General features: G+C 69.8%; 24 protein-coding genes. 17 read left to right on the forward strand and 7 right to left on the reverse strand.

Translation table 11 applies throughout. The features are described 5' to 3' along the window. The first annotated feature begins 107 nt into the window (after positions 1–107). From ACOZ90_RS00760 to moeB, 6 genes are read left to right on the forward strand one after another with little or no spacing between them, the layout of a single operon-like run. On the forward strand, positions 108–737 hold the full coding sequence (locus ACOZ90_RS00760; protein ID WP_422891722.1) for a YfgM family protein: 630 nt from the start codon (positions 108–110) through the stop codon (positions 735–737). A gap of 29 nt (positions 738–766) precedes the next feature. Beyond that, a complete protein-coding gene (gene bamB, locus ACOZ90_RS00765; protein ID WP_422891995.1) occupies positions 767–1954 on the forward strand; it encodes an outer membrane protein assembly factor BamB in 1188 nt (395 codons plus the stop codon). Positions 1955–1974: 20 nt separating this feature from the next. Next, positions 1975–3375 carry a ribosome biogenesis GTPase Der gene (der, locus tag ACOZ90_RS00770; protein ID WP_422891723.1) on the forward strand — a complete coding sequence of 467 codons (1401 nt, stop codon included), beginning with the start codon at positions 1975–1977 and terminating at the stop codon, positions 3373–3375. Between the two features lie 3 nt (positions 3376–3378). Beyond that, positions 3379–3954 carry a molybdenum cofactor guanylyltransferase gene (gene mobA, locus ACOZ90_RS00775; protein ID WP_422891724.1) on the forward strand — a complete coding sequence of 192 codons (576 nt, stop codon included), beginning with the start codon at positions 3379–3381 and terminating at the stop codon, positions 3952–3954. Beyond that, complete coding sequence (locus ACOZ90_RS00780) at positions 3947–5170, forward strand: molybdopterin molybdotransferase MoeA (RefSeq protein ID WP_422891725.1); 1224 nt, start codon at positions 3947–3949, stop codon at positions 5168–5170. Before mobA ends, ACOZ90_RS00780 begins: the two co-directional genes overlap by 8 nt. Before the next feature lie 56 nt (positions 5171–5226). Further along, entirely contained in the window at positions 5227–6360 is a 1134-nt protein-coding gene (gene moeB / locus ACOZ90_RS00785; RefSeq protein ID WP_422891726.1) for a molybdopterin-synthase adenylyltransferase MoeB, read from the forward strand. 10 nt (positions 6361–6370) lie between these two features. Here moeB and ACOZ90_RS00790 read toward each other — a convergent pair whose 3' ends face one another. Further along, the gene (locus tag ACOZ90_RS00790) at positions 6371–6691 is read right to left on the reverse strand and encodes a DUF1244 domain-containing protein (protein ID WP_422891727.1); all 321 of its coding nucleotides are present in this window, start codon (positions 6689–6691) and stop codon (positions 6371–6373) included. 82 nt (positions 6692–6773) lie between these two features. On the opposite strand from ACOZ90_RS00790, the gene folD reads away from it, so the two are divergent. The 3 genes from folD (at position 6774) to guaA (ending at position 10780) form a co-directional block, all read left to right on the forward strand. Continuing rightward, positions 6774–7661, forward strand: a complete 888-nt coding sequence (gene folD / locus ACOZ90_RS00795) for a bifunctional methylenetetrahydrofolate dehydrogenase/methenyltetrahydrofolate cyclohydrolase FolD (protein ID WP_422891728.1) — start codon at positions 6774–6776, stop codon at positions 7659–7661. Between the two features lie 93 nt (positions 7662–7754). Next, positions 7755–9212 (forward strand): IMP dehydrogenase, encoded by a 1458-nt coding sequence (guaB, locus tag ACOZ90_RS00800; protein WP_422891729.1) that lies wholly within the window; start codon positions 7755–7757, stop codon positions 9210–9212. Then, a complete protein-coding gene (gene guaA, locus ACOZ90_RS00805) occupies positions 9212–10780 on the forward strand; it encodes a glutamine-hydrolyzing GMP synthase (protein WP_422891730.1) in 1569 nt (522 codons plus the stop codon). The genes guaB and guaA overlap by 1 nt, the downstream gene beginning before the upstream one ends. A 6-nt stretch (positions 10781–10786) precedes the next feature. Here guaA and ACOZ90_RS00810 read toward each other — a convergent pair whose 3' ends face one another. Next, positions 10787–11521, reverse strand: a complete 735-nt coding sequence (locus ACOZ90_RS00810) for a TorF family putative porin (protein ID WP_422891731.1) — start codon at positions 11519–11521, stop codon at positions 10787–10789. 129 nt (positions 11522–11650) lie between these two features. On the opposite strand from ACOZ90_RS00810, the gene ACOZ90_RS00815 reads away from it, so the two are divergent. The 5 genes from ACOZ90_RS00815 to tadA all read left to right on the forward strand — a co-directional run bounded on the left by ACOZ90_RS00815 (position 11651) and on the right by tadA (position 16227). Next, positions 11651–12793, forward strand: a complete 1143-nt coding sequence (locus ACOZ90_RS00815; RefSeq protein ID WP_422891732.1) for a polyamine ABC transporter substrate-binding protein — start codon at positions 11651–11653, stop codon at positions 12791–12793. Positions 12794–12796: 3 nt separating this feature from the next. Continuing rightward, entirely contained in the window at positions 12797–13954 is a 1158-nt protein-coding gene (locus ACOZ90_RS00820; protein WP_422891733.1) for an ABC transporter ATP-binding protein, read from the forward strand. 131 nt (positions 13955–14085) lie between these two features. Next, positions 14086–14943 (forward strand): ABC transporter permease subunit, encoded by an 858-nt coding sequence (locus ACOZ90_RS00825; RefSeq protein WP_422891996.1) that lies wholly within the window; start codon positions 14086–14088, stop codon positions 14941–14943. Further along, positions 14940–15740, forward strand: a complete 801-nt coding sequence (locus ACOZ90_RS00830) for an ABC transporter permease subunit (protein WP_422891734.1) — start codon at positions 14940–14942, stop codon at positions 15738–15740. Before ACOZ90_RS00825 ends, ACOZ90_RS00830 begins: the two co-directional genes overlap by 4 nt. Position 15741: 1 nt before the next feature. Next, the gene (tadA, locus tag ACOZ90_RS00835) at positions 15742–16227 is read left to right on the forward strand and encodes a tRNA adenosine(34) deaminase TadA (RefSeq protein ID WP_422891735.1); all 486 of its coding nucleotides are present in this window, start codon (positions 15742–15744) and stop codon (positions 16225–16227) included. Between the two features lie 18 nt (positions 16228–16245). Here the strand turns inward: tadA and ACOZ90_RS00840 are convergent, their stop codons facing one another. Continuing rightward, the gene (locus ACOZ90_RS00840) at positions 16246–16707 is read right to left on the reverse strand and encodes a DUF2721 domain-containing protein (protein WP_422891736.1); all 462 of its coding nucleotides are present in this window, start codon (positions 16705–16707) and stop codon (positions 16246–16248) included. Between the two features lie 75 nt (positions 16708–16782). Between ACOZ90_RS00840 and orn the strand changes: the two genes are divergently transcribed. After that, positions 16783–17349, forward strand: a complete 567-nt coding sequence (gene orn / locus ACOZ90_RS00845) for an oligoribonuclease (protein WP_422891737.1) — start codon at positions 16783–16785, stop codon at positions 17347–17349. Positions 17350–17361: 12 nt separating this feature from the next. Here orn and ACOZ90_RS00850 read toward each other — a convergent pair whose 3' ends face one another. Together ACOZ90_RS00850 and ppsA are read right to left on the reverse strand one after the other, a co-directional pair. Next, positions 17362–18195 (reverse strand): mechanosensitive ion channel family protein, encoded by an 834-nt coding sequence (locus ACOZ90_RS00850; RefSeq protein WP_422891738.1) that lies wholly within the window; start codon positions 18193–18195, stop codon positions 17362–17364. 13 nt (positions 18196–18208) lie between these two features. Next, entirely contained in the window at positions 18209–20581 is a 2373-nt protein-coding gene (gene ppsA, locus ACOZ90_RS00855) for a phosphoenolpyruvate synthase (RefSeq protein WP_422891739.1), read from the reverse strand. Between the two features lie 114 nt (positions 20582–20695). On the opposite strand from ppsA, the gene ppsR reads away from it, so the two are divergent. Both ppsR and ACOZ90_RS00865 read left to right on the forward strand, forming a co-directional pair. Continuing rightward, a complete protein-coding gene (ppsR, locus tag ACOZ90_RS00860) occupies positions 20696–21535 on the forward strand; it encodes a posphoenolpyruvate synthetase regulatory kinase/phosphorylase PpsR (protein ID WP_422891740.1) in 840 nt (279 codons plus the stop codon). A 26-nt stretch (positions 21536–21561) separates the two neighbouring features. Continuing rightward, complete coding sequence (locus ACOZ90_RS00865) at positions 21562–22071, forward strand: DUF1249 domain-containing protein (protein ID WP_422891741.1); 510 nt, start codon at positions 21562–21564, stop codon at positions 22069–22071. Here ACOZ90_RS00865 and ACOZ90_RS00870 read toward each other — a convergent pair. Together ACOZ90_RS00870 and ACOZ90_RS00875 are read right to left on the reverse strand one after the other, a co-directional pair. Beyond that, on the reverse strand, positions 22044–22703 hold the full coding sequence (locus tag ACOZ90_RS00870) for an SAM-dependent methyltransferase (protein WP_422891742.1): 660 nt from the start codon (positions 22701–22703) through the stop codon (positions 22044–22046). The two genes, ACOZ90_RS00865 and ACOZ90_RS00870, sit on opposite strands and share 28 nt — an antisense overlap. Continuing rightward, on the reverse strand, positions 22700–24052 hold the full coding sequence (locus ACOZ90_RS00875; protein ID WP_422891743.1) for an APC family permease: 1353 nt from the start codon (positions 24050–24052) through the stop codon (positions 22700–22702). Before ACOZ90_RS00875 ends, ACOZ90_RS00870 begins: the two co-directional genes overlap by 4 nt. Positions 24053–24114 lie beyond the last annotated feature (62 nt).

The raw sequence follows: 24114 nt of genomic DNA on the forward strand, positions 1-24114 counted from the left end.
CCGGCAGGCCACGCGCAGGCCGGCGGCGGTCCCGGACGGGGCGCAGCCGCAAATCCCGAAACCAGAGAGTGAAAGCTGCCCGCGCGCCAGCGCGGGCCGGAGACAGCATGGCGATCGACGATATCTACGACGAGCACGAACAGGGCGAACGCGTCCGCGACTGGCTGCGGCGCAACAGTCTGGGCCTGCTCGCCGGCATTGGCCTGGGCCTGGCGCTGATCTTCGGCTGGCAGTACTGGCAGAAGTACCAGCTGGATCAGCGCATGCAGGCGGGCACCGCCTTCCAGGCCGTGGTCGACAACGTCGCCGCCGGCAACCTGGAACAGGCGCAGACCCTGGCCGCCGGCCTGGAAGGCGACACCTACCGCGTGCTGGCCGGGCTGGAACTGGCCAAGGCACAGGTCGAGGCCGATGACTTCGACGCTGCAGTCGCGACCCTGCAGGGCGCCGCGAGCAGCGACCCTGCGCTGGAGCCGCTCCGGCGCCAGCGCCTGGCCCAGGTGCTGCTGGAAGCCGGCCAGGCGCAGCAGGCCGTCGAACTGCTGAGCGGCAGCGGCCAGCCGGCCGCGCTCGAATCCCTCGGCGATGCCCACGCCGCCCTCGACCAGCGCGACCAGGCCCGCGAGGCCTACGCGTCCGCGCTGGACGGCATGGCAGCCGACGCGCCGCAGCGGCGGCTGCTGGAACTCAAACTCATTGACGCCGGCGGACAGCCGGCGCAGCCCGGGACGATTTGATGAAGCCTGTGAATACGATGCGTCCGACGATCTCGCGCAAGTCCATGCTGCTGCGCGGCGCGGTGGTGCTGTCCTGCGCGCTGGCGATGTCCGGCTGCAGCACCGTGCGCGGCTGGTTCAGCAGCAACGACGGTGAACCCGGCGTCACCGAGCCGATGCCGCTGCAGGACTTCACCGAAACCGCCACCGCGACCCGGATCTGGAGCGCCAGCGTCGGCAAGGGCGAGCGCCGCACCGGTACCCGCCAGGGGCCTGCGGTGGCCGATGGACGCGTGTACGCGGCCGGCATGAGCCACGGCGTGCGCGCCCTGGATCTGCAGACCGGCAACGAGCTGTGGCACGCGCAGTCCGACCTTCGCCTGGCCGGCTCGCCGGGCGCGGGCGACGGCCTGGTGGTGGTGGGCAGCCTGGACGGCGAAGTCCTGGCGCTGGATGCCAATACCGGCGCCGAGCGCTGGACTGCGCAGCTGGGCAACGAGGTGCTGGCCGCACCGGTGATCGGGCAGGGCGCGGTGCTGGTGCACTCCAACGACGGCCGGGTCACCTCTTTCGACGCCGCCACCGGCGAGCGCAACTGGTTCTGGAACCGTGAGCTGCCGGCGCTGAGCGTGCGCGGCGCGGCCGCACCCACCCTCGGGCCGGGCTACGTGTTCGTGGGCAACGCCGACGGCACGGTCATCGCCCTGGAGCTGGCCAGCGGCCAGCCGGTGTGGGAGCAGCAGGTCGGTTATCCCGACGGCCGCACCGAGCTGGAGCGGATGGCCGACATCGACGGCAGCCCGGTGCTCGACGGCACCACCCTGTTCGCCAGCAGCTATCGCGGCCAGACCATGGCCATCGAGGCGCCGAGCGGGCGTCCGCTGTGGGGCCGCGAGCAGGGCGGGGCCGGCCAGCTGGGCGCGGGCTTCGACCGCCTGGTGATCGCCGATCGCGACGGCACCGTGTATGCGATGGACAAGAACACCGGCAACACCCTGTGGCAGCAGGACGCGCTGGCCCGCCGCAACCCGGGTTCGGCCGCGATCCATGACAACCACGCCGTGGTTGGCGACTTCGAGGGCTGGCTGCACTGGCTGCGGATGGACAATGGCGAGCTGGCGGCGCGCGCACGCGCGTCCGGCAGCGACGCCATCAAGGGCGCCCCGGTGGTGTCGGAAGGCGTGCTGGTGGTGCAGACGGTCGGTGGCGACGTCAGCGCGTTCCGGCTGCAGCAGTAACGGCCGGCGGGCGTGTGCCCATGCTTCCACTCGTTGCCCTGACAGGTCGCCCCAACGTCGGAAAATCGACGCTGTTCAACGTGCTCACCCGCAGCCGTGACGCGCTGGTGCACGACGAACCCGGGGTGACCCGCGACCGCAACTACGGCGTCTGCAGGCTCGATCCCGAGCGCCCGTTCATGCTGGTGGACACCGGCGGCATCGCCGGTGACGAGGAAGGGCTGGCGGGCGCGACCGCGCGCCAGGCCCGCGCCGCCGCCGCCGATGCGGACCTGGTGCTGCTGGTGGTGGACGGGCGCGAAGGCCCGTCCGGGCTGGACGAGGAGCTCATGCAGTGGCTGCGCAAGAGCGGCCGGCCGGTGCTGCTGGTGGTCAACAAGACCGACGGCATCGACTCGCGCGCCTCCCTGGCCGAATTCTCGCGCTATGGCTTCGAGGACAGCTTCGCGGTGTCCTCGGCGCACCGGCAGGGCATCGATGCCCTGCTGGCGCGGATCCTGGCCCGGCTGCCGGAAGAGGGCCGGGGCGAGGATCTGGATGACGATCCGGAACGGATGCGGCTGGCCTTCATCGGCCGCCCCAACGTGGGCAAGTCGACCCTGGTCAACCGGCTGCTGGGCGAGGAGCGGGTGGTTGCCTCCGACGTCCCCGGCACCACCCGCGATTCGATCGCGGTGGATCTGGAGCGCGAAGGCCGCAGCTACCGGCTGGTCGATACCGCCGGCATCCGCCGCAAGTCCAAGGTGCACGAGGCGGTGGAGACCTTCTCCATCATCAAGACCCTGCGGGCGATCGAGGAGTGCCAGGTCGCGGTGGTGATGCTGGATGCCAGCGAAGGCGTCACCGACCAGGACGCGAGCGTGCTGGGCGCGGTGCTCGATGCCGGCCGCGCGCTGGTGATCGCGGTCAACAAGTGGGACGGGCTGGACAGCTACCAGCGCGACCAGACCCAGGCGCTGCTGGAGCGCAAGCTGGCGTTCGTGCCGTGGGCACAGTCGGTGCGCATCAGCGCGCTGCACGGCTCCGGCCTGCGCGAGCTGTTCCGCGCCATCCACAACGCCCACGACTCGGCCACCATCGTGCTGGGCACGGCCGAGGTGAACCGTTCGCTGGAAATCGCCGTGGAAGCCAATCCGCCGCCGGCGGTGCGCGGCAGCTCACCCAAGCTGCGCTTCGCGCATCCATCCGGCACCAATCCGCCGACCTTCGTGGTCCACGGCAACCGCCTGCGCACGCTGCCGGACAGCTACCGGCGCTACCTGGAGAACTTCTTCCGCAAGCGCTTCAAGCTGGTCGGCACCCCGGTGCGGTTTGTCTTCAAGGAAAGCGACAACCCGTACAAAGATCGCAAGAACGTGCTCACCGACCGCCAGGTGGAGCGCAAGAAGCGGCTGCTGCGGCACGTCAAGCGCAAGGGCTGAGCGGTGGGGGCGACGGCCACCCTGGGCATCCTGGCCGGCGGCCGCGGCTCGCGGCTGGGCGGCGTGGACAAGGCCTGGCTGCGACGCGGCGGCGTTTCCCAGGTCGAACGCCTGGTGGCGCGGCTGGCGCCCGAAGTGCACGAAGTGCTGGTGAGCGCCAATCGCGAACCCGATGCCTATGCGGCGCTCGGCCTGACCGCCGTGGCCGACGCCTCGCCCGGCCTCGGGCCGCTGGGCGGGCTGGAGGCGCTGGCGCGGGCCTGCAGCACTCCGTGGCTGCTCACGGTGCCGGTGGATCTGGTCAACATCAACGACTGCCTGCTGCGCAGGCTGGCCGCGCGTGGCGGACAGGGGGCCTTCGCGGTCGACGACGACGGCCCGCAGCCGCTGGTGGCGCTGTGGCATGTGGATACGCTGCGGCCGGCGGTGGCAGCGGCGATCGGTTCGGGCGAGCTTGCGGTGCACGCCCTGCAGGCCCGGCTCGGCATGGCCGCGCTGCGGCTGGAAGGGGTACGCTTCGGCAACCTCAATACCCCGCGTGACCTGGCCGACGCCGGCGTCCAACACCCGAATGACTGATTTCCCGACCCGTATTTCCTACGCCGAAGCCGCGGCGATCATCGCCTCGGCCGCCGGATCCCGGCGCCTGCCGGTTGAACGCTGCGCGCTGCAGCGCGCGCACGGCCGGGTGCTCGCGGCGGACGTGGTCGCAACCATCGCCCAGCCTCCGTTCGACAACGCGGCGATGGACGGCTTCGCCCTGCGCCACGCCGACCTGGCCGGGGCCGGCGAAACCGTGCTGGAGCTGGCCGGCGAGCAGTTCGCCGGAACCTCCGACCAGCCGCCGGTGCAGCCCGGCCAGTGCGTGCGCATCACCACCGGCGCGCCGATGCCGCCCGGCGCCGACACCGTGGTGATGAAGGAGGACACCCGGGTGGAAGGCGGCCTGGTGCGGGTGCTGGTGCCGCCTTCGGCCGGCCGCCACGTGCGCAGCGCCGGCGAGGACACCGCACCGGGCGAGCTGCTGCTGCGCGCCGGTGACGTGCTGACTCCCTCACGGATTGCGCTGTGCGCGATGCAGGGGCTGGCGGAGCTGGAGGTGCGGCGGCCGCCGACGGTGGCCGTGTTCGCCACTGGCGACGAGCTGGTGGAGCCGGGCATGGCGCTCGGCCCGGGCCAGATCTACAACTCCAACCGCGAACTGCTGATGGGCCTGCTGCGCGCCGAGGGCCTGGAGCCGGTGGCGTGGCCGACCCTGGTGGACGAGCCGGCGCAGGTCGAGTCCGCGCTGCGCCACGCCGGCCACGCCTTCGACCTGGTGATCACCTGCGGCGGGGTCTCGGCGGGCGAGAAGGATCACCTGCCCGCGCTGATGCAGTCGCAGGGCAGGGTGCTGTTCTGGAAGGCGCGGCTCAAGCCCGGTATGCCGGTGCTGCTGGCCGAGGGCGGCAGCCTGGGCGAAGCACTGTTCCTGTGCCTGCCGGGCAACCCGGTGTCGGTGCTGGCCACGTGGCTGGCGCTGGGGCGGCCGCTGGTGGATGCGCTTCAGGCGCGCGCGCCGCGGCCGAAGCTGCATGCCCGCCTGGTCACCTCGTGGAACAAGCGCAACGAGCGCCTGGAGTTCCTGCGCGGGCGGCTGATCCGCGGAGAAGACGGCGTGCTGTCGGTGGAGCCCAATCCCGCGGACGGCTCCAACCGCATGCGCGCGGCCGCCGATTCGGACGCGCTGCTGGTGCTGGAAGAGGGCTCCCGCGAGTACGCCGCCGGCAGCGTGGTCGAGGTCATCGCTTACTGAACGGCGCGCCCGCGACGGGCGCGCAGCCGGCCGCGCGGCGCGGGATAATGGCGCGCATGGCAATCAAGGAAATCTCTCCCGCCCAAGCGCGGCGGCGCGTCACCAAGGGCGTGCGCCTGATCGACGTGCGCGAAGATTTCGAACGCGCATCGGGCATGGCCGAAGGCGCGCTGGGCGTGGCCAGGGCCGAGCTGGAAGCGGCTCCCGGCGATCACCTGCCGGGCCGCGACGACGAAGTGATGCTGATCTGCCGCTCCGGCAACCGCTCGATGCTGGCCGCCGAGGTGCTGGCCGGGCAGGGTTACGCCAACATCGCCTCGGTCGCCGGCGGCACCGAGCGCTGGCGCCTGGAACAGCTGCCGATGTCGGCACCCGAACCCGGCTTCGACGCCGACTTCCACGAGCGCTACTCGCGGCACATGCTGCTGCCCGAGATCGGCCTGGAGGGCCAGCTGCGGCTGCAGGCATCGCGCGTGCTGCTGCTGGGCGCCGGCGGCCTCGGCTCGCCGGCGGCCTGGTACCTGGCCGCGGCCGGGGTCGGCACCCTGCGCATCGCCGACCCGGACGTGGTGGATCGCAGCAACCTGCACCGGCAGATCCTGCACACCGAAGCCTCGATCGGCACCCCCAAGGTCGCCTCGGCCCGCGAGCGCCTGACCGCGCTCAACCCGCGCACCCATGTCGAAGCAGTGCCCGAGCTGGTCACCAGCGACAACGTGGAAGCCCTGCTGGACGACGTGGACGTGGTGATCGACGGCGCCGACAACTTCCCCATCCGCTACCTGCTCAACGACGCCTGCGTGAAGCTGGGCAAGCCGCTGGTCTATGGCGCGGTGCACCGCTTCGAAGGCCAGGTGAGCGTGTTCGACGCCGGCCGCCACCGCGGTGAATACCCCTGCTACCGCTGCCTGTTCCCCGAGCCGCCGCCGCCCGAGCTCGCCCCCAACTGCTCGGAGGCCGGCGTGCTGGGCATCCTGCCCGGCGTGGTCGGCCTGCTGGAGGCCACCGAGGCGATCAAGCTGCTGCTGGGGCTGGGCGAACCGCTGCGCGGGCGCCTGCTGCACTTCGACGCGATGGGCATGCGCTTTCGCGAAACCCGGCTCGGCCCCGATCGCGACTGCCCGCTGTGCGCGCCGGGCCGCGAGTTTCCCGGCTACATCGACTACGCCGCCTTCTGCTCGGGCGCGTAGCTTCGCGCGCTCAGCCCTTGCCGCGGGCGCGCTGCACCGCTTCGAAGGCTTCCAGCTGCTCCTGCGTGGCCGGGCGCTGGTGGCGGGCCTTCCAGTCGCTGAAGGGCATGCCGTAGACCGTCTCGCGGGCGGCGTCGCGATCCATCTCGACGCCGCGATCCTGCGCCGCCTCGCGATACCAGTCGGCCAGGCAGTTGCGGCAGAACCCGGACAGGATCATCAGGTCGATGTTCTGCACGTCCGGCCGCTCCTGCAGCAGGTGCTCGCGCAGGCGGCGGAACACGGCGGCCTCGATCTCGGTGGTGGTGGGGTCTTGCTGTGCTTCGGTCATGGCGTTCTGGATCGGCGCTTTCGCAAGCGCGCGCAAACGGGGAGAATGTGCATCGACTCTATCGCAGCGCGCCCACCCACGCATGACCGCACGCATCCTCGACGGCAGGAGCATTGCCGACAGCCTGCTTGATTCGCTCCGCCTCAAGGTCGACCAGCGCCTGGCCGCCGGCAAGCCCGCGCCAGGGCTGGCGGTGGTGCTGGTCGGCAGCGACCCGGCCTCGCAGTCCTACGTGCGCAACAAGCGCCGGGCGGCGGAAAAGGTCGGCATCCGCGCGCTCGACTTCGACCTGCCCGCCGGCACCGGCGAGGCCGAACTGCTGGAGCTGATCGACCGCCTCAACGCCGACCCCGAGGTGCACGGCATCCTGGTGCAGCTGCCGCTGCCCGGCATCCCCGACGCCACCCGGCTGATCCACCGCATCGACCCGCGCAAGGACGTGGATGGCTTCCACCCGGAGAACGTCGGCCACCTGGCCCTGCGCCAGTTCGGCCTGCGCCCGTGCACGCCGCGCGGCATCACCACCCTGCTGGCCTGGACAGACCGCCCGGTGCGCGGCCAGAACGCGACCATCGTGGGCGTGAGCAACCACGTCGGCCGGCCGATGGCGCTGGAGCTGCTGATCGCCGGCTGCACCGTGACCAGCTGCCACAAGTTCACCCCGCCCGAGGTGCTGCGGCGGAACGTGGAGTCGGCCGACATCCTGGTGGTGGCGGTCGGGCGCCCGGACATCGTCCCGGGCGAGTGGGTCAAGCCCGGCGCGGTGGTGATCGACGTGGGCATCAACCGGATCGAGGACGGCCGCCTGGTCGGCGACGTCGGCTTTGCCGCCGCCTCCGAGCGGGCCAGCTGGATCACCCCGGTGCCCGGCGGAGTGGGGCCGATGACCGTGGCCACGCTGATGGAGAACACCCTGGAAGCGGCCGAGGCGGCCGAGACCGGGGAACTGCTGCTGCGCGCCGCCCGCTAGGGTCAAAAACCACCCGTCCAGACGTTCAGCGGCCCGCTGCGGGGCCGGTAAACGCGGTACAATGGCGCGCTTCACTCCCCATCCGGATTGCCCATGCTGCGCATCCAGGCCGAAGCACTGACCTACGACGACGTTTCGCTCGTCCCGGCTCACTCCCAGGTCCTGCCCAAGGACGTTTCCCTCGCCACCCGGCTCACCCGCGACCTGCGCCTGAACATGCCGATCGCGTCCGCCGCCATGGACACCGTCACCGAAGCCCGCCTGGCCATCGCCATGGCCCAGCTGGGCGGCATCGGCATCATCCACAAGTCGATGAGCCCCGAGCGCCAGGCGCAGCACGTGCTGCAGGTCAAGAACTTCGAGGCCGGGGTGATCCGCGAGCCGTTCACCGTCGGCCCGCAGACCTCGATCGGCGAAGTCCTGCGCCTCACCCGCGCCCGCAACATCTCCGGCGTGCCGGTGGTGGAGGGCGACCAGCTGGTGGGCATCGTCACCGGCCGCGACATGCGCTTCGAAAAGAAGCTCGACGACCCGGTGCGCAACATCATGACCCGCAAGGAGCGGCTGGTCACGGTGAAGGAGGGCGCCAGCGACGAGGAAGTGATCGAGCTGCTGCACAAGCACCGGATCGAGAAGGTGCTGGTGGTCAACGACGACTTCCAGCTGCGCGGGCTGATCACCGTCAAGGACATCCAGAAGGCCCAGGACAACCCGAACGCCGCCAAGGACGCCTCCGAGAGCCTGCTGGCCGGCGCCGCGGTGGGCGTGGGCGGCGACACCGAGGAGCGCGTGGAGCGCCTGGTGGCGGCGGGCGTGGACGTGGTCATCGTCGATACCGCGCACGGCCATTCGCAGGCGGTGATCGACCGCGTCGCCTGGGTGAAGAAGAACTTCCCGCAGATCCAGGTGGTCGGCGGCAACATCGTCACCGGCGACGCCGCCCTGGCGCTGATGGACGCCGGCGCAGACGCGGTGAAGGTGGGCGTGGGCCCGGGCTCGATCTGCACCACGCGGGTGGTCGCGGGCGTGGGCGTGCCGCAGGTCACCGCCATCGACATGGTCGCCGAGGCCCTGCAGGATCGCATCCCGCTGATCGCCGACGGCGGTATCCGCTACTCGGGCGACATCGGCAAGGCGCTGGCCGCCGGCGCGTCCTCGGTGATGATCGGCGGCCTGTTCGCCGGCACCGAGGAAACCCCGGGCGAAACCGAGCTCTACCAGGGCCGCAGCTACAAGAGCTACCGCGGCATGGGCAGCCTGGGTGCGATGGAGAAGGGCTCCTCGGATCGCTACTTCCAGGAAGCCGCCTCGGCCGACAAGCTGGTGCCCGAGGGCATCGAGGGCCGGGTCCCGTACCGCGGCCCGCTGGGCGGCGTGATCCACCAGCTGATCGGCGGCCTGCGCGCGACCATGGGCTACGTCGGCTGCGGCACCATCGAGGACATGCGCAGCAAGCCGCAGCTGGTGAAGATCACCGGCGCCGGCCAGCGCGAAAGCCACGTCCACGACGTGCAGATCACCAAGGAACCGCCGAACTACCGGGCTGGGTAATGACCAACATCCACCACGACAAGATTCTGATCCTCGACTTCGGGGCGCAGTACACCCAGCTCATCGCCCGCCGGATCCGCGAGATCGGGATCTACTGCGAAGTCTGGGCCTGGGATCACGACCCGGGCGAGATCGCGAAGTTCGGCGCCAAGGGCATCATCCTGTCCGGCGGCCCGGAATCGACGACCGTCGAGGGCGCGCCGGTCGCGCCTCAGGAAGTCTTCGACAGCGGCCTGCCGCTGCTGGGCATCTGCTACGGCATGCAGACCATGGCCCGCCAGCTGGGCGGTGAGACCGAGTCCGCCGACCAGCGCGAATACGGCCATGCCGAAGTCGAGCGGGTGGCACAGGATCAGCTGCTGGCCGGCCTGTCCGACCTGCCCGGCGCGCCGTCGCGGCTGGAAGTGTGGATGAGCCACGGCGACCACGTGTCGAAGGCACCGCCCGGCTTCACCGTCACCGCCAGCACCGCCCGGGTGCCGGTGGCCGCCTTCGCCAACGACGAGAAGCGCTGGTACGGCGTGCAGTTCCACCCGGAAGTGACCCATACCCGCCAGGGGCAGGCGATCATCCGCCGCTTCGTGGTCGACATCTGCGGCTGCCAGACGCTGTGGACGGCGGCCAACATCATCGACGACCAGGTGGCGCGGGTGCGCGAGCAGGTCGGCGACGACGAGGTGATCCTCGGACTGTCCGGCGGCGTGGACTCGTCCGTGGTCGCCGCGCTGCTGCACCAGGCCATTGGCCGGCAGCTCACCTGCGTGTTCGTCGACACCGGCCTGCTGCGCTACCAGGAGGCCGAGCAGGTCATGGCCACCTTCGCCGAGCACCTGGGCGTGAAGGTGATCAAGGTCGACGCCGCCGACCGCTACTTCGCGGCCCTGGCCGGGGTCACCGATCCGGAGGCCAAGCGCAAGGTCATCGGCAACCTGTTCGTGGAGATCTTCGAGGAAGAGGCCGGCAAGCTGCCCAACGCGCGCTGGCTGGCGCAGGGCACGATCTACCCGGACGTGATCGAGTCGGCCGGCAGCGGCACCGGCAAGGCCCACGTGATCAAGAGCCACCACAACGTCGGCGGCCTGCCCGAGCACATGAACCTGGGCCTGGTGGAGCCGCTGCGCGAGCTGTTCAAGGACGAGGTGCGCCGTCTGGGCGTGGAGCTGGGCCTGCCGGAGAAGATGGTCTACCGCCATCCGTTCCCCGGCCCGGGGCTGGGCGTGCGGATCCTGGGCGAGGTGCGGCGCGAGTATGCCGAACTGCTGGCGCGCGCGGACGCGATCTTCATCGAGGAACTGGTGCGCGCCGGGCTGTACGAGAAGACCAGCCAGGCGTTCGCCGTCTTCCTGCCGGTGAAGTCGGTCGGCGTGGTCGGCGACGCGCGCGCCTACGAGTGGGTGATCGCGCTGCGGGCGGTGGAAACCATCGACTTCATGACCGCGCACTGGGCGCACCTGCCGTACGACTTCCTGGGGCGCGTTTCCAACCGCATTATCAACGAGTTGCGCGGCATTTCTCGCGTTGTTTATGACATCAGCGGCAAGCCACCCGCCACGATCGAGTGGGAGTAATCCCGCTCAGAACGCCCAGCTGAGCACCAGCGCCAAGCGGCCGTCCGCCAGGCGTGCGTCGCCGACGGATTCGGCGACCAGCTCGCTGTAGCCGGAGGTGTCGGTGTACTGGAGGCTGGCGTTGACCGGCCCGAAGTCGCGATCCACGCCCACCAGCCAGTCGCTGTAGCTGTCGCCCGCGGCATCGTCCAGGTCGTAGTGGCCGAGCTGCGCGTTGAAGGTGAAGCCGGTATCGCCCAGCGGCAGCGCCGTGCCGCCGTACCAGTACCAGCCCTTGCCGCCCAGGTTGAAGATGTCCGGCGAGTAGGCCGCGCCGGCATACCAGGTCTCGGCGAAGGTCAGCCTGGCCTGGAGCTCGGTGTAGTCGGTGTCGTAGTCGGCGCCGTTGTGGCCCGGATAGGCGATGCGCGAAACGTAGACATCCAGCTCGGTGGCCTCGCCCAGCGCGCCTGCCCAGCCGACATAGGCCTCCACTTCGTAGTCGATGCCGTCATCCGGGTCGCCGAAGTCGACGTTGGAGGCAAAGCCGCCCGCGTAGAAGCCGCTGGCATGCTCGGCGACCAGCTCGACCTGCAGGGCCGGATCCTCCATCGTCTGCGACACGCCGCGCCAGACGTAGTCGCTGACCGCGGCCAGCTCACCGCCGAACGACCAGGCAGGTTCAGCCTCCTGGGCCAGGGCGGGCAGGGCAGTGGTGGAGAGGACGGCGGCCAGCGCGGCGCCGAGGGTCAGCCTGTTCATGCTTTGCGGTCTCCGGCCCGGGATGGGCCAAACGCGCGCACGATACTCCTGTGCGCGAGCCGGGTAAATCGGTCTGGAAACAGCCCGCGCAGGCTAATATTCCCTTTTGCACCCCCACCGGAGAATGCCGTGTCCCTGCGCCTCGCCACGCTCGCCAGCGCCCTGATCCTCGCCGCCTGCGGCGGCACCCAGACCGACGCCGAATCCGGCGCCGCCGGCGGTGCCGAGGCCAACCGCCTCAACGTCTACAACTGGTCGGATTACGTGGCCGAAGACACCATCGCCAACTTCGAGGCCGCCACCGGCATCAGCGTCAACTACGACGTGTATTCGGAAAACGAGACCCTGGAGACCAAGCTGGTGGCGGGCGGCTCGGGCTACGACGTGGTGTTCCCCTCGGCGCGCCCCTTCGCCCAGCGCCAGATCCGCTCCGGCCTGTACGCGCCGCTGGATCGCTCGCAGCTGCCCAACCTGGAGCACCTGGATCCGGAGATCCTGCAGGGCCTGACCGACATCGACGCGGGCAACGCCCACGTGGTGCCGTACATGTGGGGCACCACCGGCCTGGGCATCAACGTGGAACGCGTGCGCGAGGCGCTGGGGCCGGACGCGCCGCTGGATACCTGGGGCCTGCTGTTCGACCCGGCCAACGCCTCGCGGCTGGCCTCCTGCGGCATCCACGTGCTCGATGACGACCAGGAGGCCTTCGGCGCCGCGCTGATCTGGCTGGGCCGCGACCCCAACGCCGGCGCGCCCGACGAGATCGACGCGGTGCGCGAAGCCTACGCCGCCATCCGCCCGCACATCCGCACCTTCAACAATGCCGAGTACAAGGACGCGCTGGCCAACGGCGACGCCTGCCTGGTGATGGGCTACTCGGGCGACATCGGCCAGGCCCGCGACGTGGCCGCCGAAGCGGCCGAAGCCACCGGCCGCGACGCGCCGGACATTCGCTACGTGATCCCGAAGGAGGGTGCGATCCGCTGGATGGACGTCATCGCCATCCCGAAGGATGCCCGCCACCCCGGCAACGCACATGCCTTCATCAACCACCTGCTGGAACCGGAAGTGATCGCCGCGATCACCGACCACGTCGCCTACGCCAATGCCAACCTGTCGGCCACGCCGCTGGTGGATGTGGAGATCGCCAGCGACGCGGGCGTGTATCCGCCGGCGGAGGTGCGTGAGCGCCTGGTGGACCCGGTGTCGCTTCCCGACGACGTGCAGCGCCAGCGCGTGCGCGCCTGGACCGCGATCAAGAGCGGCCGCTGAGGCATGACCACCGGCGTGCAAGCCGCCCCGGGCGAGCCCTGGCGCGACCCGGCGGCGCAGCCGTTCGTGCGCATCGAAGGCCTCACCAAGACCTTCGGCAAGGTCTACGCCTGCGATGACGTGAGCCTGGACATCTACCGCGGCGAGTTCTTCGCGCTGCTGGGCGGGTCGGGCTCGGGCAAGAGCACGCTGCTGCGGATCCTGGCCGGGCTGGAAACGCCCGACCGCGGCAGGATCCTGATCGACGGCGTGGACGTGACCCGGCTGCCGCCGTATCAGCGGCCGGTGAACATGATGTTCCAGAGCTACGCGCTGTTCCCGCACATGACGGTGGAGCAGAACATCGCCTTCGGCCTCCGGCAGGACCGGCTGCCGGCATCCGAGATCCGCGACCGGGTGCAGGAGATGCTGAAGCTGGTGCGCATGCCGCAGCTGGGCAAGCGCAAGCCGCACCAGCTCTCCGGCGGCCAGCGCCAGCGCGTGGCGCTGGCCCGGGCGCTGGCCAAGGAGCCCAAGCTCCTGCTGCTGGACGAGCCGCTGGGCGCGCTGGACAAGCGCCTGCGCGAGCACACCCAGTTCGAGCTGGTGAACATCCAGGAGCGCGTGGGCACCACCTTCATCATGGTCACCCACGACCAGGAGGAGGCGATGACGATGTCCTCGCGGATCGCGGTGATGGATACCGGCCGCATCGTCCAGGTCTCGACCCCGGCGGTGCTGTACGAATATCCGGCCACGCGCTTCGTCGCCGAGTTCATCGGCGGCATCAACATCTTCGAGGGCCGGGTGACCGCCATGGACGAGGAGTCCGGGCAAGTGCGGGTGCACTGCGATGCGCTGGACGCCGAGCTGCTGGCACGCCACGCCGATCCGCTGCCCGAGGGCACCGCGGTCAGCGTGGCCGTGCGGCCGGAGAAGGTGGACGTGCATGAGGCCCCGCCCGAGCGCGGCACCGCCGCCACCGAGAACGTGGTGGAAGGCACCGTGCTCGACATCGCCTACCTGGGCGACGTGTCGCTGTACCGGGTGGAGACCGCGGCCGGGGCGATCGTGCGGGTGCAGGAGACCCACGTGGAGCGCAGCTCCGAGCCGCACTACGACTGGGGCGACACCCTGTGGCTGAGCTGGGAGTCGGCCAGCGCGGTGGTGCTGACGGCATGAGCACGGCGGGCCGCAACGCCGGGCTGTGGGATTTCTGGTTCGACGTGGTGCGCAACCTGTTCGGCTGGTTCCGCGCCGTCGGCCACGAGTTCCAGACCCGCCGCGGCCGCTTCCTGGTGACCGCGCTGCCGATGCTGTGGCTGGGGCTGTTCTTCATGGTGCCGTTCCTGATCGTGCTCAAGATCAGCTTCGGCCAGGCGGTGTTCGGCCAGGTGCCGCCGTACACGCCGCTGCTGGAGCACACCGCGGACGGTGCCGTCTCGCTGCGCCTGCACGCCTCCAACTACGCGATGCTGCTGTCGGACCCGCTGTACATCGCCGCCTACCTGAAGTCGCTGATGTTCGCCGCGGTGTCAACGGTGTTCTGCCTGCTGCTGGGCTATCCCATCGCCTACGGCATCGCCCGCGCCCGGCCGGTGGCGCGGATGCTGCTGCTGGTGCTGGTGGTGCTGCCGTTCTGGACGAGTTCGCTGCTGCGCACCTACGCGCTGATCGGCATCCTCAAGGCCAACGGCCTGCTGGCCCAGGCGCTGTCGGCGGTGGGGCTGGCCAGCCCCGACTTCGCGCTGCTGCATACCGATATCGCGGTGTATATCGGCATCGTCTACAACTACCTGCCGTTCATGATCCTGCCGCTCACAGCCACCCTCATGCGCCTGGACTTCACCCTGCTGGAAGCCGCCGAAGACCTGGGCGCGCGGCCGTGGCAGGCGTTCGCACGGGTGACCCTGCCGCTGTCGATGCCCGGCATCATCGCCGGGGCGCTGCTGGTGTTCATCCCGGCGGTGGGCGAGTTCGTGATTCCCGACATCCTCGGCGGGCCGGACGCGCTGACCATCGGCCGGGTGCTGTGGATCGAGTTCTTCACCAACCGCGACTGGCCGCTGGCCGCCGCGGTGACGATCGCGATGCTGGTGCTGATCGTGCTGCCGATCCTGGTGTTCGAGTACGTGGAGAACCGGCGCGCTGAGCGGGAGGCGACCGGATGAAGCGCAACCGCACCGGGCTCTACACGGCGATGGCGTTCGGCTACGCCTTCCTCTACATCCCGATCTTCTCGGTGATCGTGTACTCGTTCAACGCCTCGCGGATCTCGACGGTGTGGGGCGGCTTCTCCACGCGCTGGTACGTGGAACTGCTCGGCAACCAGCAGCTGCTGGACGCGGTGCAGCGCAGCTTCCTGATCGCCGCGCTCACCGCGACCGCGGCGGTCATGCTGGGCACCGCCTGCGGGCTGGCGCTGTCGCGGTTTGGGCGTTTCCCGGGGCGCGGCCTGCTGAGCCTGATGAACTCGGCGCCCATGGTGATGCCCGACGTGATGATGGGCCTGTCCTCGCTGCTGCTGTTCGTGACCCTGCAGCAGGCCTTCGGCTGGCCCGACCGCGGCATGACCACCATCACCCTGGCCCACATCACCCTCACCGCCTGCTACGTGACCGTGGTGGTGCGTTCGCGCATGGCCGGCATGGACGCGAGCCTGGAGGAGGCGGCGATGGACCTGGGCGCGCGGCCGTGGCGGGTGTTCTTCGTCATCACCCTGCCGCTGATCGCCCCGGCGCTGCTGGCCGGCTGGCTGCTGGCCTTCACCCTGTCGCTGGACGACCTGGTGATCGCCAGCTTCACCTCCGGCCCCGGCTCGAGCACGCTGCCGATGCTGGTGTATTCCAAGGTCAAGATGGGCGTGACCCCTGAAATCAACGCCCTGGCCACGATCATCGTGGTGCTGGTGGCGCTGGGCGTGAGTATCGCCGGGCTGGTGATGCATCGCAGGCGGCCGGAGGGCTGAGATGGCCAACAACACCAGCGTCACCGACGAAATCCTGATGCGCCAGGCCCTTGCCCTGGCCGAACGCGCCGAGCGTGAGTTCGATGAGATTCCGGTGGGGGCGCTGGTGGTGGGCGCCGATGGTGTGGTGCTGGGGGAGGGGTGGAACCGCAATATCAGCGACCACGACCCTTCCGCCCACGCCGAAATCATGGCGATGCGCCAGGCGGGCAGGGCGCTGGGCAACCATCGGCTGATCGGATGCACCGTGTACGTGACCCTGGAGCCGTGCGCGATGTGCGCGATGGCGATGGTGCACGCGCGGGTTGCGCGGCTGGTGTATGCGGCCGCCGATCCGAAGACCGGGGCGGCGGGCAGCGTGTTCGACCTGGTCGAGGATCCGCGCCACAACCACCGCGTCGAAGTGGTGCGCGGGGTGCTGGCAGTGGAAGCCGGCACGCGGCTGACCAACTACTTCCGGCGCAAGCGCGGCAAGCCGCCGCTGTAGGGCCGGCGTCCGGCAGGCCTACGGCGCTCTGTTCACCCGGCCGTGGGCATCGTCCATTTCGTCGTTGACCGCGCCCACCGCAAGCGCGGCTTCGCGTGCCAGGAGCAGGCTGGAAGTGAACATCGACAGCACGCCCAGCACCGCCAGCAGGGTCGGCAGGTGCGGCAGCCGGTTGCCCAGGAACGCGTCGCCGGCCAGGCTCAGGCTGGTGCCCACGAAACAGCTGATCGCCACGTACAGCAGCTGGCTGGCGCGCAGGATCAGGCGGATCCTCCGCCGCTGCAGGCCGATGAGGCTTTCAAGCTTCTCCCGATGGGGCTCGACCGAGCACTCCTCAAGCTCGCGCAGCAGCGAGCGCACCCGGTCGATGACCCGCGACAGGCGCGCATTGGCGGTGGTGAGCAGCGCGGCGGTGGCGGTGAGGAAGAACGCCGGCGCAAGCATCGCGGTGAGCACGGCGTATTGGGAAAGGGCGGACATCGGATGCATGGCGCGTGGGTCGGGGAGGGGTAACGCTGCGCTATGATGCGCCGTCCCGCCACAGGACGCGAGCGCATGACAGCAAGCAATCCCGACGCCAGTGAAAGCCGACTGATCTGGATCGACCTGGAGATGACCGGGCTCGATACGCGCCGGGATTCCATCCTGGAGATCGCCACCGTGGTGACGGACTCGCAGCTGCAGGTGCTGGCCGAAGGCCCGGTGTTCGCCATCGGCCACGACCAGGCCGTGCTGGAGGCGATGGACGAGTGGAACCGCAACCAGCACGGCCAATCCGGCCTTTGGCGGCGGGTGCTGGAGGAGGGCGTGCCGATGGCCGAGGCCGAGCGCGGCACGCTGGCGTTCCTGCGCGAATGGCTGCCGGGCGGGGTTTCGCCGATGTGCGGCAACTCGATCTGCCAGGATCGGCGGTTCCTGCACCGGCAGATGCCGGAGCTGGAGAACTACTTCCACTACCGCAACCTGGACGTGAGCACGCTCAAGGAGCTGGCGCGTCGCTGGGCGCCCGAGGTGCTGGCCAACGTGTCCAAGAAGGCCGCGCACACCGCGCTGAGCGACGTGCACGATTCAATCAACGAGCTGCGCCACTACCGCCGGCACATGGCGAAGCTGGCCGGCTGAGGCCGCCGCGGCCTACGGGTCGCGGAACTCGCCGTCGCTGTCGGGCTGATACAGCCGCACGTCGCGCGGGGCGGCGGCAAGCGACATCCCCAGCGCGTCCATTCGCTCCTTGACCGCCATCACCAGGCCGGTGCGGGTATCGGCCAGCTCATAGGTCTTGGCCCAGGCGAACAGGGTCATCTGGACGCCGGCATCGGCCAGCTGGCTGACCGCCACGGAGGGAGCGGGATCATCGAGCACGCCGGGCTGGGCGGCGGCCACTTCCAGCAGCGCGTCCCGGGCCTGGCGGGGGTCGTGGCGGTAGTCCAGGGTGATATTGAGGTCGATCCGCCGCCGCGGATAGGCGCTGAAATTGATGATCGCCGCGGTGGTGATGCTGCTGTTGGGCATCACCACCACCCGGTTGTCGGCGGTGCGCAGGCGGGTCTGGAACACGCGGATCTGCTCGATCGTGCCTTCCTGGCCGGCGACCTGGACGAAATCACCCTCGCGGAATGGCCGCAGCACGATCAGCATGATGCCGGCGGCGATGTTGGACAGCGAGTCCTTCATCGCCAGCGCGATCGCCAGGCCCGCGGCGCCCAGCACCGCGATGATCGAGGTGGCCTGCACCCCGAACGTCTGCAGCGCAATGACGGCCGTCACCACCAGCATCGCGGCGTAGGAGAGGTAGCGCAGGAAGCCGGACACGGTGCTGTCCGCGCCCACCCGATCCAATACCCGCTCCAGGCCCGCGCTCAGCCGCCGCGACAGCCACACGCCCACCAGCAGGATCACGACCACTGCCAGCAGATCCAGGCTCTTGTCCTCAAGCCACTGCAGCAGCCGCGTCCCGTCGAAGTGCATCAGGGCGCTCCGGTCAGCCGGCCTTGTGCCTGGCCAGGCGCAGCCAGGTGTCCACCACGGTGTCGGGGTTGAGCGACACCGACTCGATGCCCTCGTCCATCAGCCACTGGGCCAGGTCGGGATGGTCGCTCGGGCCCTGGCCGCAGATGCCCACGTACTTGCCGCGGGCGCGGGCAGCCTGGATCGCCATCGACAGCAGCTTCTTCACCGCCGGGTCGCGCTCGTCGAACAGGCCGGCCACGATCGAGGAGTCGCGATCCAGGCCCAGGGTGAGCTGGGTGAGGTCGTTGGAGCCGATCGAGAAGCCGTCGAAGATGTCGAGGAACTCGTCGGCCAGCAGGGCGTTGGAGGGCACCTCGCACATCATGATGATCTTCAGGCCGTTCTCGCCCTGGCGCAGGCCGTTGGCCGCCAGCACCTCGACCACGCGGCGGCCTTCGTCCAGCGTGCGCACGAACGGGATCATCACCCACAGGTTGTCCAGTCCCATCTGCTCGCGCACGCGCAGCACTGCCTGGCATTCCAGGGCGAAGGCGTCGGAGAAGGACGGATCGACGTAGCGGCTGGCGCCGCGGAAGCCGATCATCGGGTTCTCTTCCTCCGGCTCGTAGCGCCGGCCGCCGATCAGGTTGGCGTACTCGTTGGACTTGAAGTCCGACAGGCGCACGATCACCGGGTTGGGGGCCACCGAGGCGGTGAGGGTGGCGATGCCCTCGGCCAGCCGATCCACGTAGAACGACACCGGGTCGGCGTAGCCGGCGATGCGCTCGTCGATGAGTTTCTTCGTGGCGGCGTCCTGCTGCTCGTACTCCAGCAGCGCCTTGGGATGCACGCCGATGTGGCTGGCGATGATCATCTCCAGCCGGGCCAGGCCGATGCCGGCGTTGGGCAGCTGGCCGAAATCGAACGCGCGCTCGGGGTTGGCCACGTTCATCATGATCTTCAGCGGCGCCTCGGGCATCGCCTCCAGGTCGGTGGTGATGCGCTCGAACGGCAGCTCGCCCTCGTAGATGAAGCCGGTATCGCCCTCGGCGCAGCTCACCGTCACCACCGTGCCGTCTTCCACCAGTTCCAGCGCGTTGCCGGTGCCCACCACCGCCGGCACGCCCAGCTCGCGGGCGATGATGGCCGCGTGGCAGGTGCGCCCGCCGCGGTTGGTGACGATCGCGGCCGCGCGCTTCATCACCGGCTCCCAGTCCGGGTCGGTCATGTCGGCCACCAGCACGTCGCCCGGCTGCACCCGGTGCATGTCCTCAAGGGTACGCACGACGCGCGCGGTGCCGGTGCCGATCTTCTGGCCGATGGCGCGGCCTTCGGCCAGCACGGTGCCGCGCTTTTCAAGCTGGAAGCGCTCCATGGTGGTTGCCCTGGCGCGCGACTTCACCGTTTCCGGGCGCGCCTGCAGGATGTAGATCCTGCCGGTGATGCCGTCCTTGCCCCATTCGATGTCCATCGGCCGGCCGTAGTGCTCCTCGATGGTCAGCGCCTGGCGGGCCAGCTCGTGCACGTCCTCGTCGGTGATCGCGAATTTCGCGCGCAGGTCGGCGGGCGTGTCTTCCACCCGCACCCGCTCGCCGGGCGCGTCCGAATACACCATGCGCAGCAGCTTGCTGCCCAGCGAACGGCGCAGCATGGCGTGCTTGCCGGCCCGCAGGGTGGGCTTGTAGACGTAGAACTCGTCCGGATTGACCGCGCCCTGGACCACCATCTCGCCCAGGCCGTAGCTGGCGGTGATGAAGACCACGTCGCGGAAGCCCGACTCGGTGTCCAGGGTGAACAGCACGCCCGAGGCGCCGGTGTCCGAGCGCACCATCAGCTGCACGCCGGCCGAGAGGAACACGTCCTCGTGCTTGAAGCCGTGGTGCACGCGGTAGGCGATGGCGCGATCGTTGTAGAGGCTGGCAAAGACCTCCTTGACCTTGACCACCACGTCCTCGGCGCCGGTGACGTTGAGGAAGGTCTCCTGCTGGCCGGCGAAGCTGGCATCGGGCAGGTCTTCGGCAGTGGCCGAGGAGCGCACCGCCACGGCCACTTCGCCCCCGCCGTTGTCGGCGCACAGTTTGGCGTAGGCCTCGCGGATCTCGCGATCCAGTTCCGGCTGCAGCGGCGCGTCGATGACCCAGCCGCGGATCTCGGTGCCGGCCGCGGTCAGGGCGTGCACGTCCTCCACGTCCAGGCTGCCGAGGCGGTCGGAGATCCGCTGGTGCAGGTCGTTGTGGGCGATGAAGGCCTGGAACGCGTCGGAGGTGGTGGCAAAGCCGCCGGGCACCGAGACGCCCAGCTGGGCGAGGTTGCCGATCATCTCGCCGAGCGAGGAGTTCTTGCCGCCGACCTGGGCCAGGTCGTTCAGTCGCAGGTCTTGCAGCCAGAGGATGTTGGCGCTCAAGGCGATGCTCCGGGGTCTTTGTGGAAACGGTGTGGAGGGGAGGGCGCGGGAGCCACCGGGCACCGCCCGGCGGAAACGGCTATTTTAGCAACCCCGCCGCCCGCAGGCCCGTCCATGCCCCAGCAACAGAGCGATCTTCCCGTCCGCGCCGTGTTCTACGTGTCCGATGGCACCGGAATCACCGCCGAGACCATGGGCCACAGCCTGCTGACCCAGTTCGGCGGAGTCCAGTTCCTGACCGACCGGGTGCCGTTCGTGGACAGCCCCGAAAGGGCCCGCGAGGTTGTCGCGGAGATCATCGCGGCCGGGGAAACCCATGGCACGCGCCCGATCGTGGTCAATTCCTGCGTCGATCCGGAGCTCAACCAGATCCTGTCCGGGAGCGGGGCGCTGATGCTGGACGTGTTCGCCCCGTTCATCGCGCCGCTGGAGGCCGAACTGGGCACCTCGCGCGAGTCGCGGGTGGGGCAGGCCCACGGCATGGTCGATTTCGATACCTACCACCGCCGCATCAACGCGATGAACTTCGCCCTGGCCCACGACGACGGCATGTCGGTCAATTACGACGAGTCCGAGGTGATCCTGGTGGCGGTGTCGCGGGCCGGCAAGACGCCCACCTGCATCTACCTGGCGCTGCACCACGGCATCCGCGCCGCCAACTACCCGCTGACGCCCGAAGACCTGGAGCAGGATCGGCTGCCGCGCCACCTGCGCCCGCACCGGAGCAAGCTGTTCGGCCTCACCATCGACCCGCAGCGGCTCCACCAGGTGCGCCAGGAACGCCGGCCCAATTCGCGCTATGCCGAACTGGAGACCTGCAAGCGGGAGGTGGCCGCGGCCGAGACCATGCTGCGGATGGAAGGCATCCCGATGCTGAGCACCACCCACGCCTCGATCGAGGAGATCTCCAGCCGGATCCTCGAACACCTGGGCATCAATCGCGAGATGTTCTGATCGGGTCGAGCGTGTAGCATCCAGTCATGCCTCACGTTGCCACCCGCATCCAGCGCGTCCCGGGCCTGAGCCGTTTCGGCTGGCTGATGGCGCTGTATGCGGAGAACCACGACCTGCTGCAGCGGCTGTTCGAACCGGGTGACATGGCCCCCGGCTGCTACGTCTCACGGATCGGCGACGGCCTGGACGTGCGCCTGGACGTCCTTGAGCGCCACGCCTACACCAGCGAGCTGCGCCTGAGCTACGGGCTCAGCGACCCGGTCACCGGCCAGCCCGATCCTTCAGCCTACCTGCGCCTGTACCGCGACGCGCGCCAGGTGGAGGCGACCCACTGCTACGTGGGCCGGCGCTGGCAGGACGTGATCGGCATGTACCCGCCGGCCAAGCGCGTGGTCGGCCACAGGCTGCGGATGAACACCTTTCTGGGCAAGTGGCTGCACTACCTGGCCGAGCGCGGCCACGGCGTGGCCACGCTGGCATTCGAAGGCCCGCTGCCGCCGCATGACGCTCAGCGCTCGGGCACCGTCCACAGGTAGATCATGCTGCCGTCGACCTCGCGGGTCTGCTCCGGCTCCCACTCGTTGGCCATGTCGAAGGAATGGCTGACGATGCGGGTGCCGGGCTGCAGCTCGCTGAGCAGCTTCGGGCGCAGCTTCACGTTCAGGCTCTGCAGCAGGTAGAGCGTGACCACCGTGGCGTCGCTGATATGGGCCTCGAACAGGTCGCCCTCGATGAAGGTCACCTTGTCGGTCACGCCCGCTTCCTCGGCGTTGGCGTTGGCCTCCATGATCCGCACAGGGTTGATGTCGATGCCGACCGCGCGGATGCCGAAGCGCTCGGCCGCGGTCACCGGGATGCGGCCATCGCCCGAGCCCAGATCGTAGAGCACGTCGTCGGGGCCGACCCCGGCCAGCTCCAGCATCGCGTCCACCACCGGCTCGGGAGTGGGCACGTAGATCACGTCCGGGGTGCGGGCGGGCGGCGGCGCATCCGCTTCGTAGGGCGACTCGGGGCCGCTGACCGCGGCCACCGGATCCAGGGTGTCGAACCCGTCGGCCGGGGCGGATGATTCGAATGCGGGCTCTGCCGCAACCGTCGTATCGTCGGAACAGGCGGACAGCAGCGGCAGTACCAGCAGCAGGCAGGCGAGGGAGCGGAACGCGTTCATGGTGAAGTCTCCGGCGTGGATGGGTTGGATGGTCGCAGATACAGCAGCAGCACGCCTCCTGCCGCCAGCACCGCCACGCCCACCAGCGCGCCGATGCCGGTGTAGGCAAGGCTCGACCACAGCAGGTAGGCGCAGGTCAGGCAGAACGCCAGCGGCAGGACGGGGTACAGCGGCACCCGGAAGGGGCGTTCGATATGCGGCTCGCGCCGGCGCAGCACGAACAGGCTGATTCCCACCAGCAGGAAGAACAGCCAGAACACCGGCGCGGTGTATTCAACCGCCAGCTGGAAGCCGTCCATCGCCAGCGCGCCCAGGCCCACCAGCAGCAGCGCCAGCCCGCCCTGGACCAGCATCGCCGTGCGCGGCGAGCCGCTGCGCTCGTCCCAGCGGCCGATGAAGGCCAGCGCCGGGAAATCACGCCCGACCGCGTACACGCTGCGCGCGCCTGTGATCAACGTGGCGTTGGCCGATGTCAGCGCCGCGGCCACGACGATCCCGCTCATCAGCACCGCGCCCGGGCCGCCGAACACCTGCTGCATCAAATCCGCCGCCACGGCCTCCGACTCCGCCATGCCACCCAGGCCCAGCACCCGCAGGTAGGCCAGGTTGATCAGCAGGTACAGCAGCGAAATCACCACCAGGCTCAGCACCAGGATCCGCGGCATCCAGCGCCGCGCATCGCGCACCTCGGCGGTGATGTAGACCGCCTCGTTCCAGCCGCCGAAGGTCAGCAGCACGAACACCAGGATCAGGCCCATCGCGCTGTCGCCGCCGGGCGCGGCGATGGCGGTATCGCCGGGGGCGAAGAGCAGCCCGGCCACGATGATGAGCACCACGCCGCCGATTTCCAGCACCGTCAGCCAGAACTGGGTGGCCGCGCCCTGGCGGATGCCCAGCCAGTTCACCCCGGTCAGCACCACCACCGCAGCGGCCGCATACGCCGCCGACGACCACGCCCCGGTACCGAAGACCTGGGCCATGTAATCGCCCACCACGAAGGCCAGCAGCGCCACCGACCCGGTCTGGATCACCGCCAGCCGGGCCCAGCCATAGAGGAATGCCAGCCGTGGCCCGTAGGCGCGGCGCAGGTAGCTGTAATCACCGCCGGCCTGCGGGTAGCTGGTGGCCAGCTCCGCATAGCAGAGCGCGCCGATGATCGAGAGCAGCCCGCCCACCAGCCACGCAGTGAGCATCACCAGCTCGCTGCCGGACACCCCCGCGATCAACGACGGCATGCGGAAGATGCCGGCGCCGACCACGATGCCGATGGTGATCGCGAACGCGTCGCGCGGACGCAGCACCGGGCGGGGCAGGGCAGTGGCCGGGGACCGCTGTCGGCTGGAGTCCATGCGCCCGAGGGTAACCCGGAACGCCGGCGCCCCCGGAAATTTGCCGTACGATGACCGCGGCA

The organism is Luteimonas dalianensis, assembly GCF_049339425.1.
Classification (GTDB): Bacteria; Pseudomonadota; Gammaproteobacteria; order Xanthomonadales; family Xanthomonadaceae; genus Luteimonas; species Luteimonas dalianensis.

What these genes read in the sequence shown, in the direction of transcription:
- ACOZ90_RS00760 (WP_422891722.1), top strand. Translation starts at nt 108, where the DNA reads ATGGCGATCGACGATATCTACGACGAGCACGAACAGGGCGAACGCGTC.
- der (WP_422891723.1), top strand. Translation starts at nt 1,975, where the DNA reads ATGCTTCCACTCGTTGCCCTGACAGGTCGCCCCAACGTCGGAAAATCG.
- ACOZ90_RS00780 (WP_422891725.1), top strand. Translation starts at nt 3,947, where the DNA reads ATGACTGATTTCCCGACCCGTATTTCCTACGCCGAAGCCGCGGCGATC.
- moeB (WP_422891726.1), top strand. Translation starts at nt 5,227, where the DNA reads ATGGCAATCAAGGAAATCTCTCCCGCCCAAGCGCGGCGGCGCGTCACC.
- ACOZ90_RS00790 (WP_422891727.1), bottom strand. Translation starts at nt 6,691, where the DNA reads ATGACCGAAGCACAGCAAGACCCCACCACCACCGAGATCGAGGCCGCC.
- folD (WP_422891728.1), top strand. Translation starts at nt 6,774, where the DNA reads ATGACCGCACGCATCCTCGACGGCAGGAGCATTGCCGACAGCCTGCTT.
- guaB (WP_422891729.1), top strand. Translation starts at nt 7,755, where the DNA reads ATGCTGCGCATCCAGGCCGAAGCACTGACCTACGACGACGTTTCGCTC.
- guaA (WP_422891730.1), top strand. Translation starts at nt 9,212, where the DNA reads ATGACCAACATCCACCACGACAAGATTCTGATCCTCGACTTCGGGGCG.
- ACOZ90_RS00810 (WP_422891731.1), bottom strand. Translation starts at nt 11,521, where the DNA reads ATGAACAGGCTGACCCTCGGCGCCGCGCTGGCCGCCGTCCTCTCCACC.
- ACOZ90_RS00820 (WP_422891733.1), top strand. Translation starts at nt 12,797, where the DNA reads ATGACCACCGGCGTGCAAGCCGCCCCGGGCGAGCCCTGGCGCGACCCG.
- ACOZ90_RS00825 (WP_422891996.1), top strand. Translation starts at nt 14,086, where the DNA reads ATGCTGTGGCTGGGGCTGTTCTTCATGGTGCCGTTCCTGATCGTGCTC.
- ACOZ90_RS00830 (WP_422891734.1), top strand. Translation starts at nt 14,940, where the DNA reads ATGAAGCGCAACCGCACCGGGCTCTACACGGCGATGGCGTTCGGCTAC.
- tadA (WP_422891735.1), top strand. Translation starts at nt 15,742, where the DNA reads ATGGCCAACAACACCAGCGTCACCGACGAAATCCTGATGCGCCAGGCC.
- ACOZ90_RS00840 (WP_422891736.1), bottom strand. Translation starts at nt 16,707, where the DNA reads ATGTCCGCCCTTTCCCAATACGCCGTGCTCACCGCGATGCTTGCGCCG.
- orn (WP_422891737.1), top strand. Translation starts at nt 16,783, where the DNA reads ATGACAGCAAGCAATCCCGACGCCAGTGAAAGCCGACTGATCTGGATC.
- ACOZ90_RS00850 (WP_422891738.1), bottom strand. Translation starts at nt 18,195, where the DNA reads ATGCACTTCGACGGGACGCGGCTGCTGCAGTGGCTTGAGGACAAGAGC.
- ppsR (WP_422891740.1), top strand. Translation starts at nt 20,696, where the DNA reads ATGCCCCAGCAACAGAGCGATCTTCCCGTCCGCGCCGTGTTCTACGTG.
- ACOZ90_RS00865 (WP_422891741.1), top strand. Translation starts at nt 21,562, where the DNA reads ATGCCTCACGTTGCCACCCGCATCCAGCGCGTCCCGGGCCTGAGCCGT.
- ACOZ90_RS00870 (WP_422891742.1), bottom strand. Translation starts at nt 22,703, where the DNA reads ATGAACGCGTTCCGCTCCCTCGCCTGCCTGCTGCTGGTACTGCCGCTG.
- ACOZ90_RS00875 (WP_422891743.1), bottom strand. Translation starts at nt 24,052, where the DNA reads ATGGACTCCAGCCGACAGCGGTCCCCGGCCACTGCCCTGCCCCGCCCG.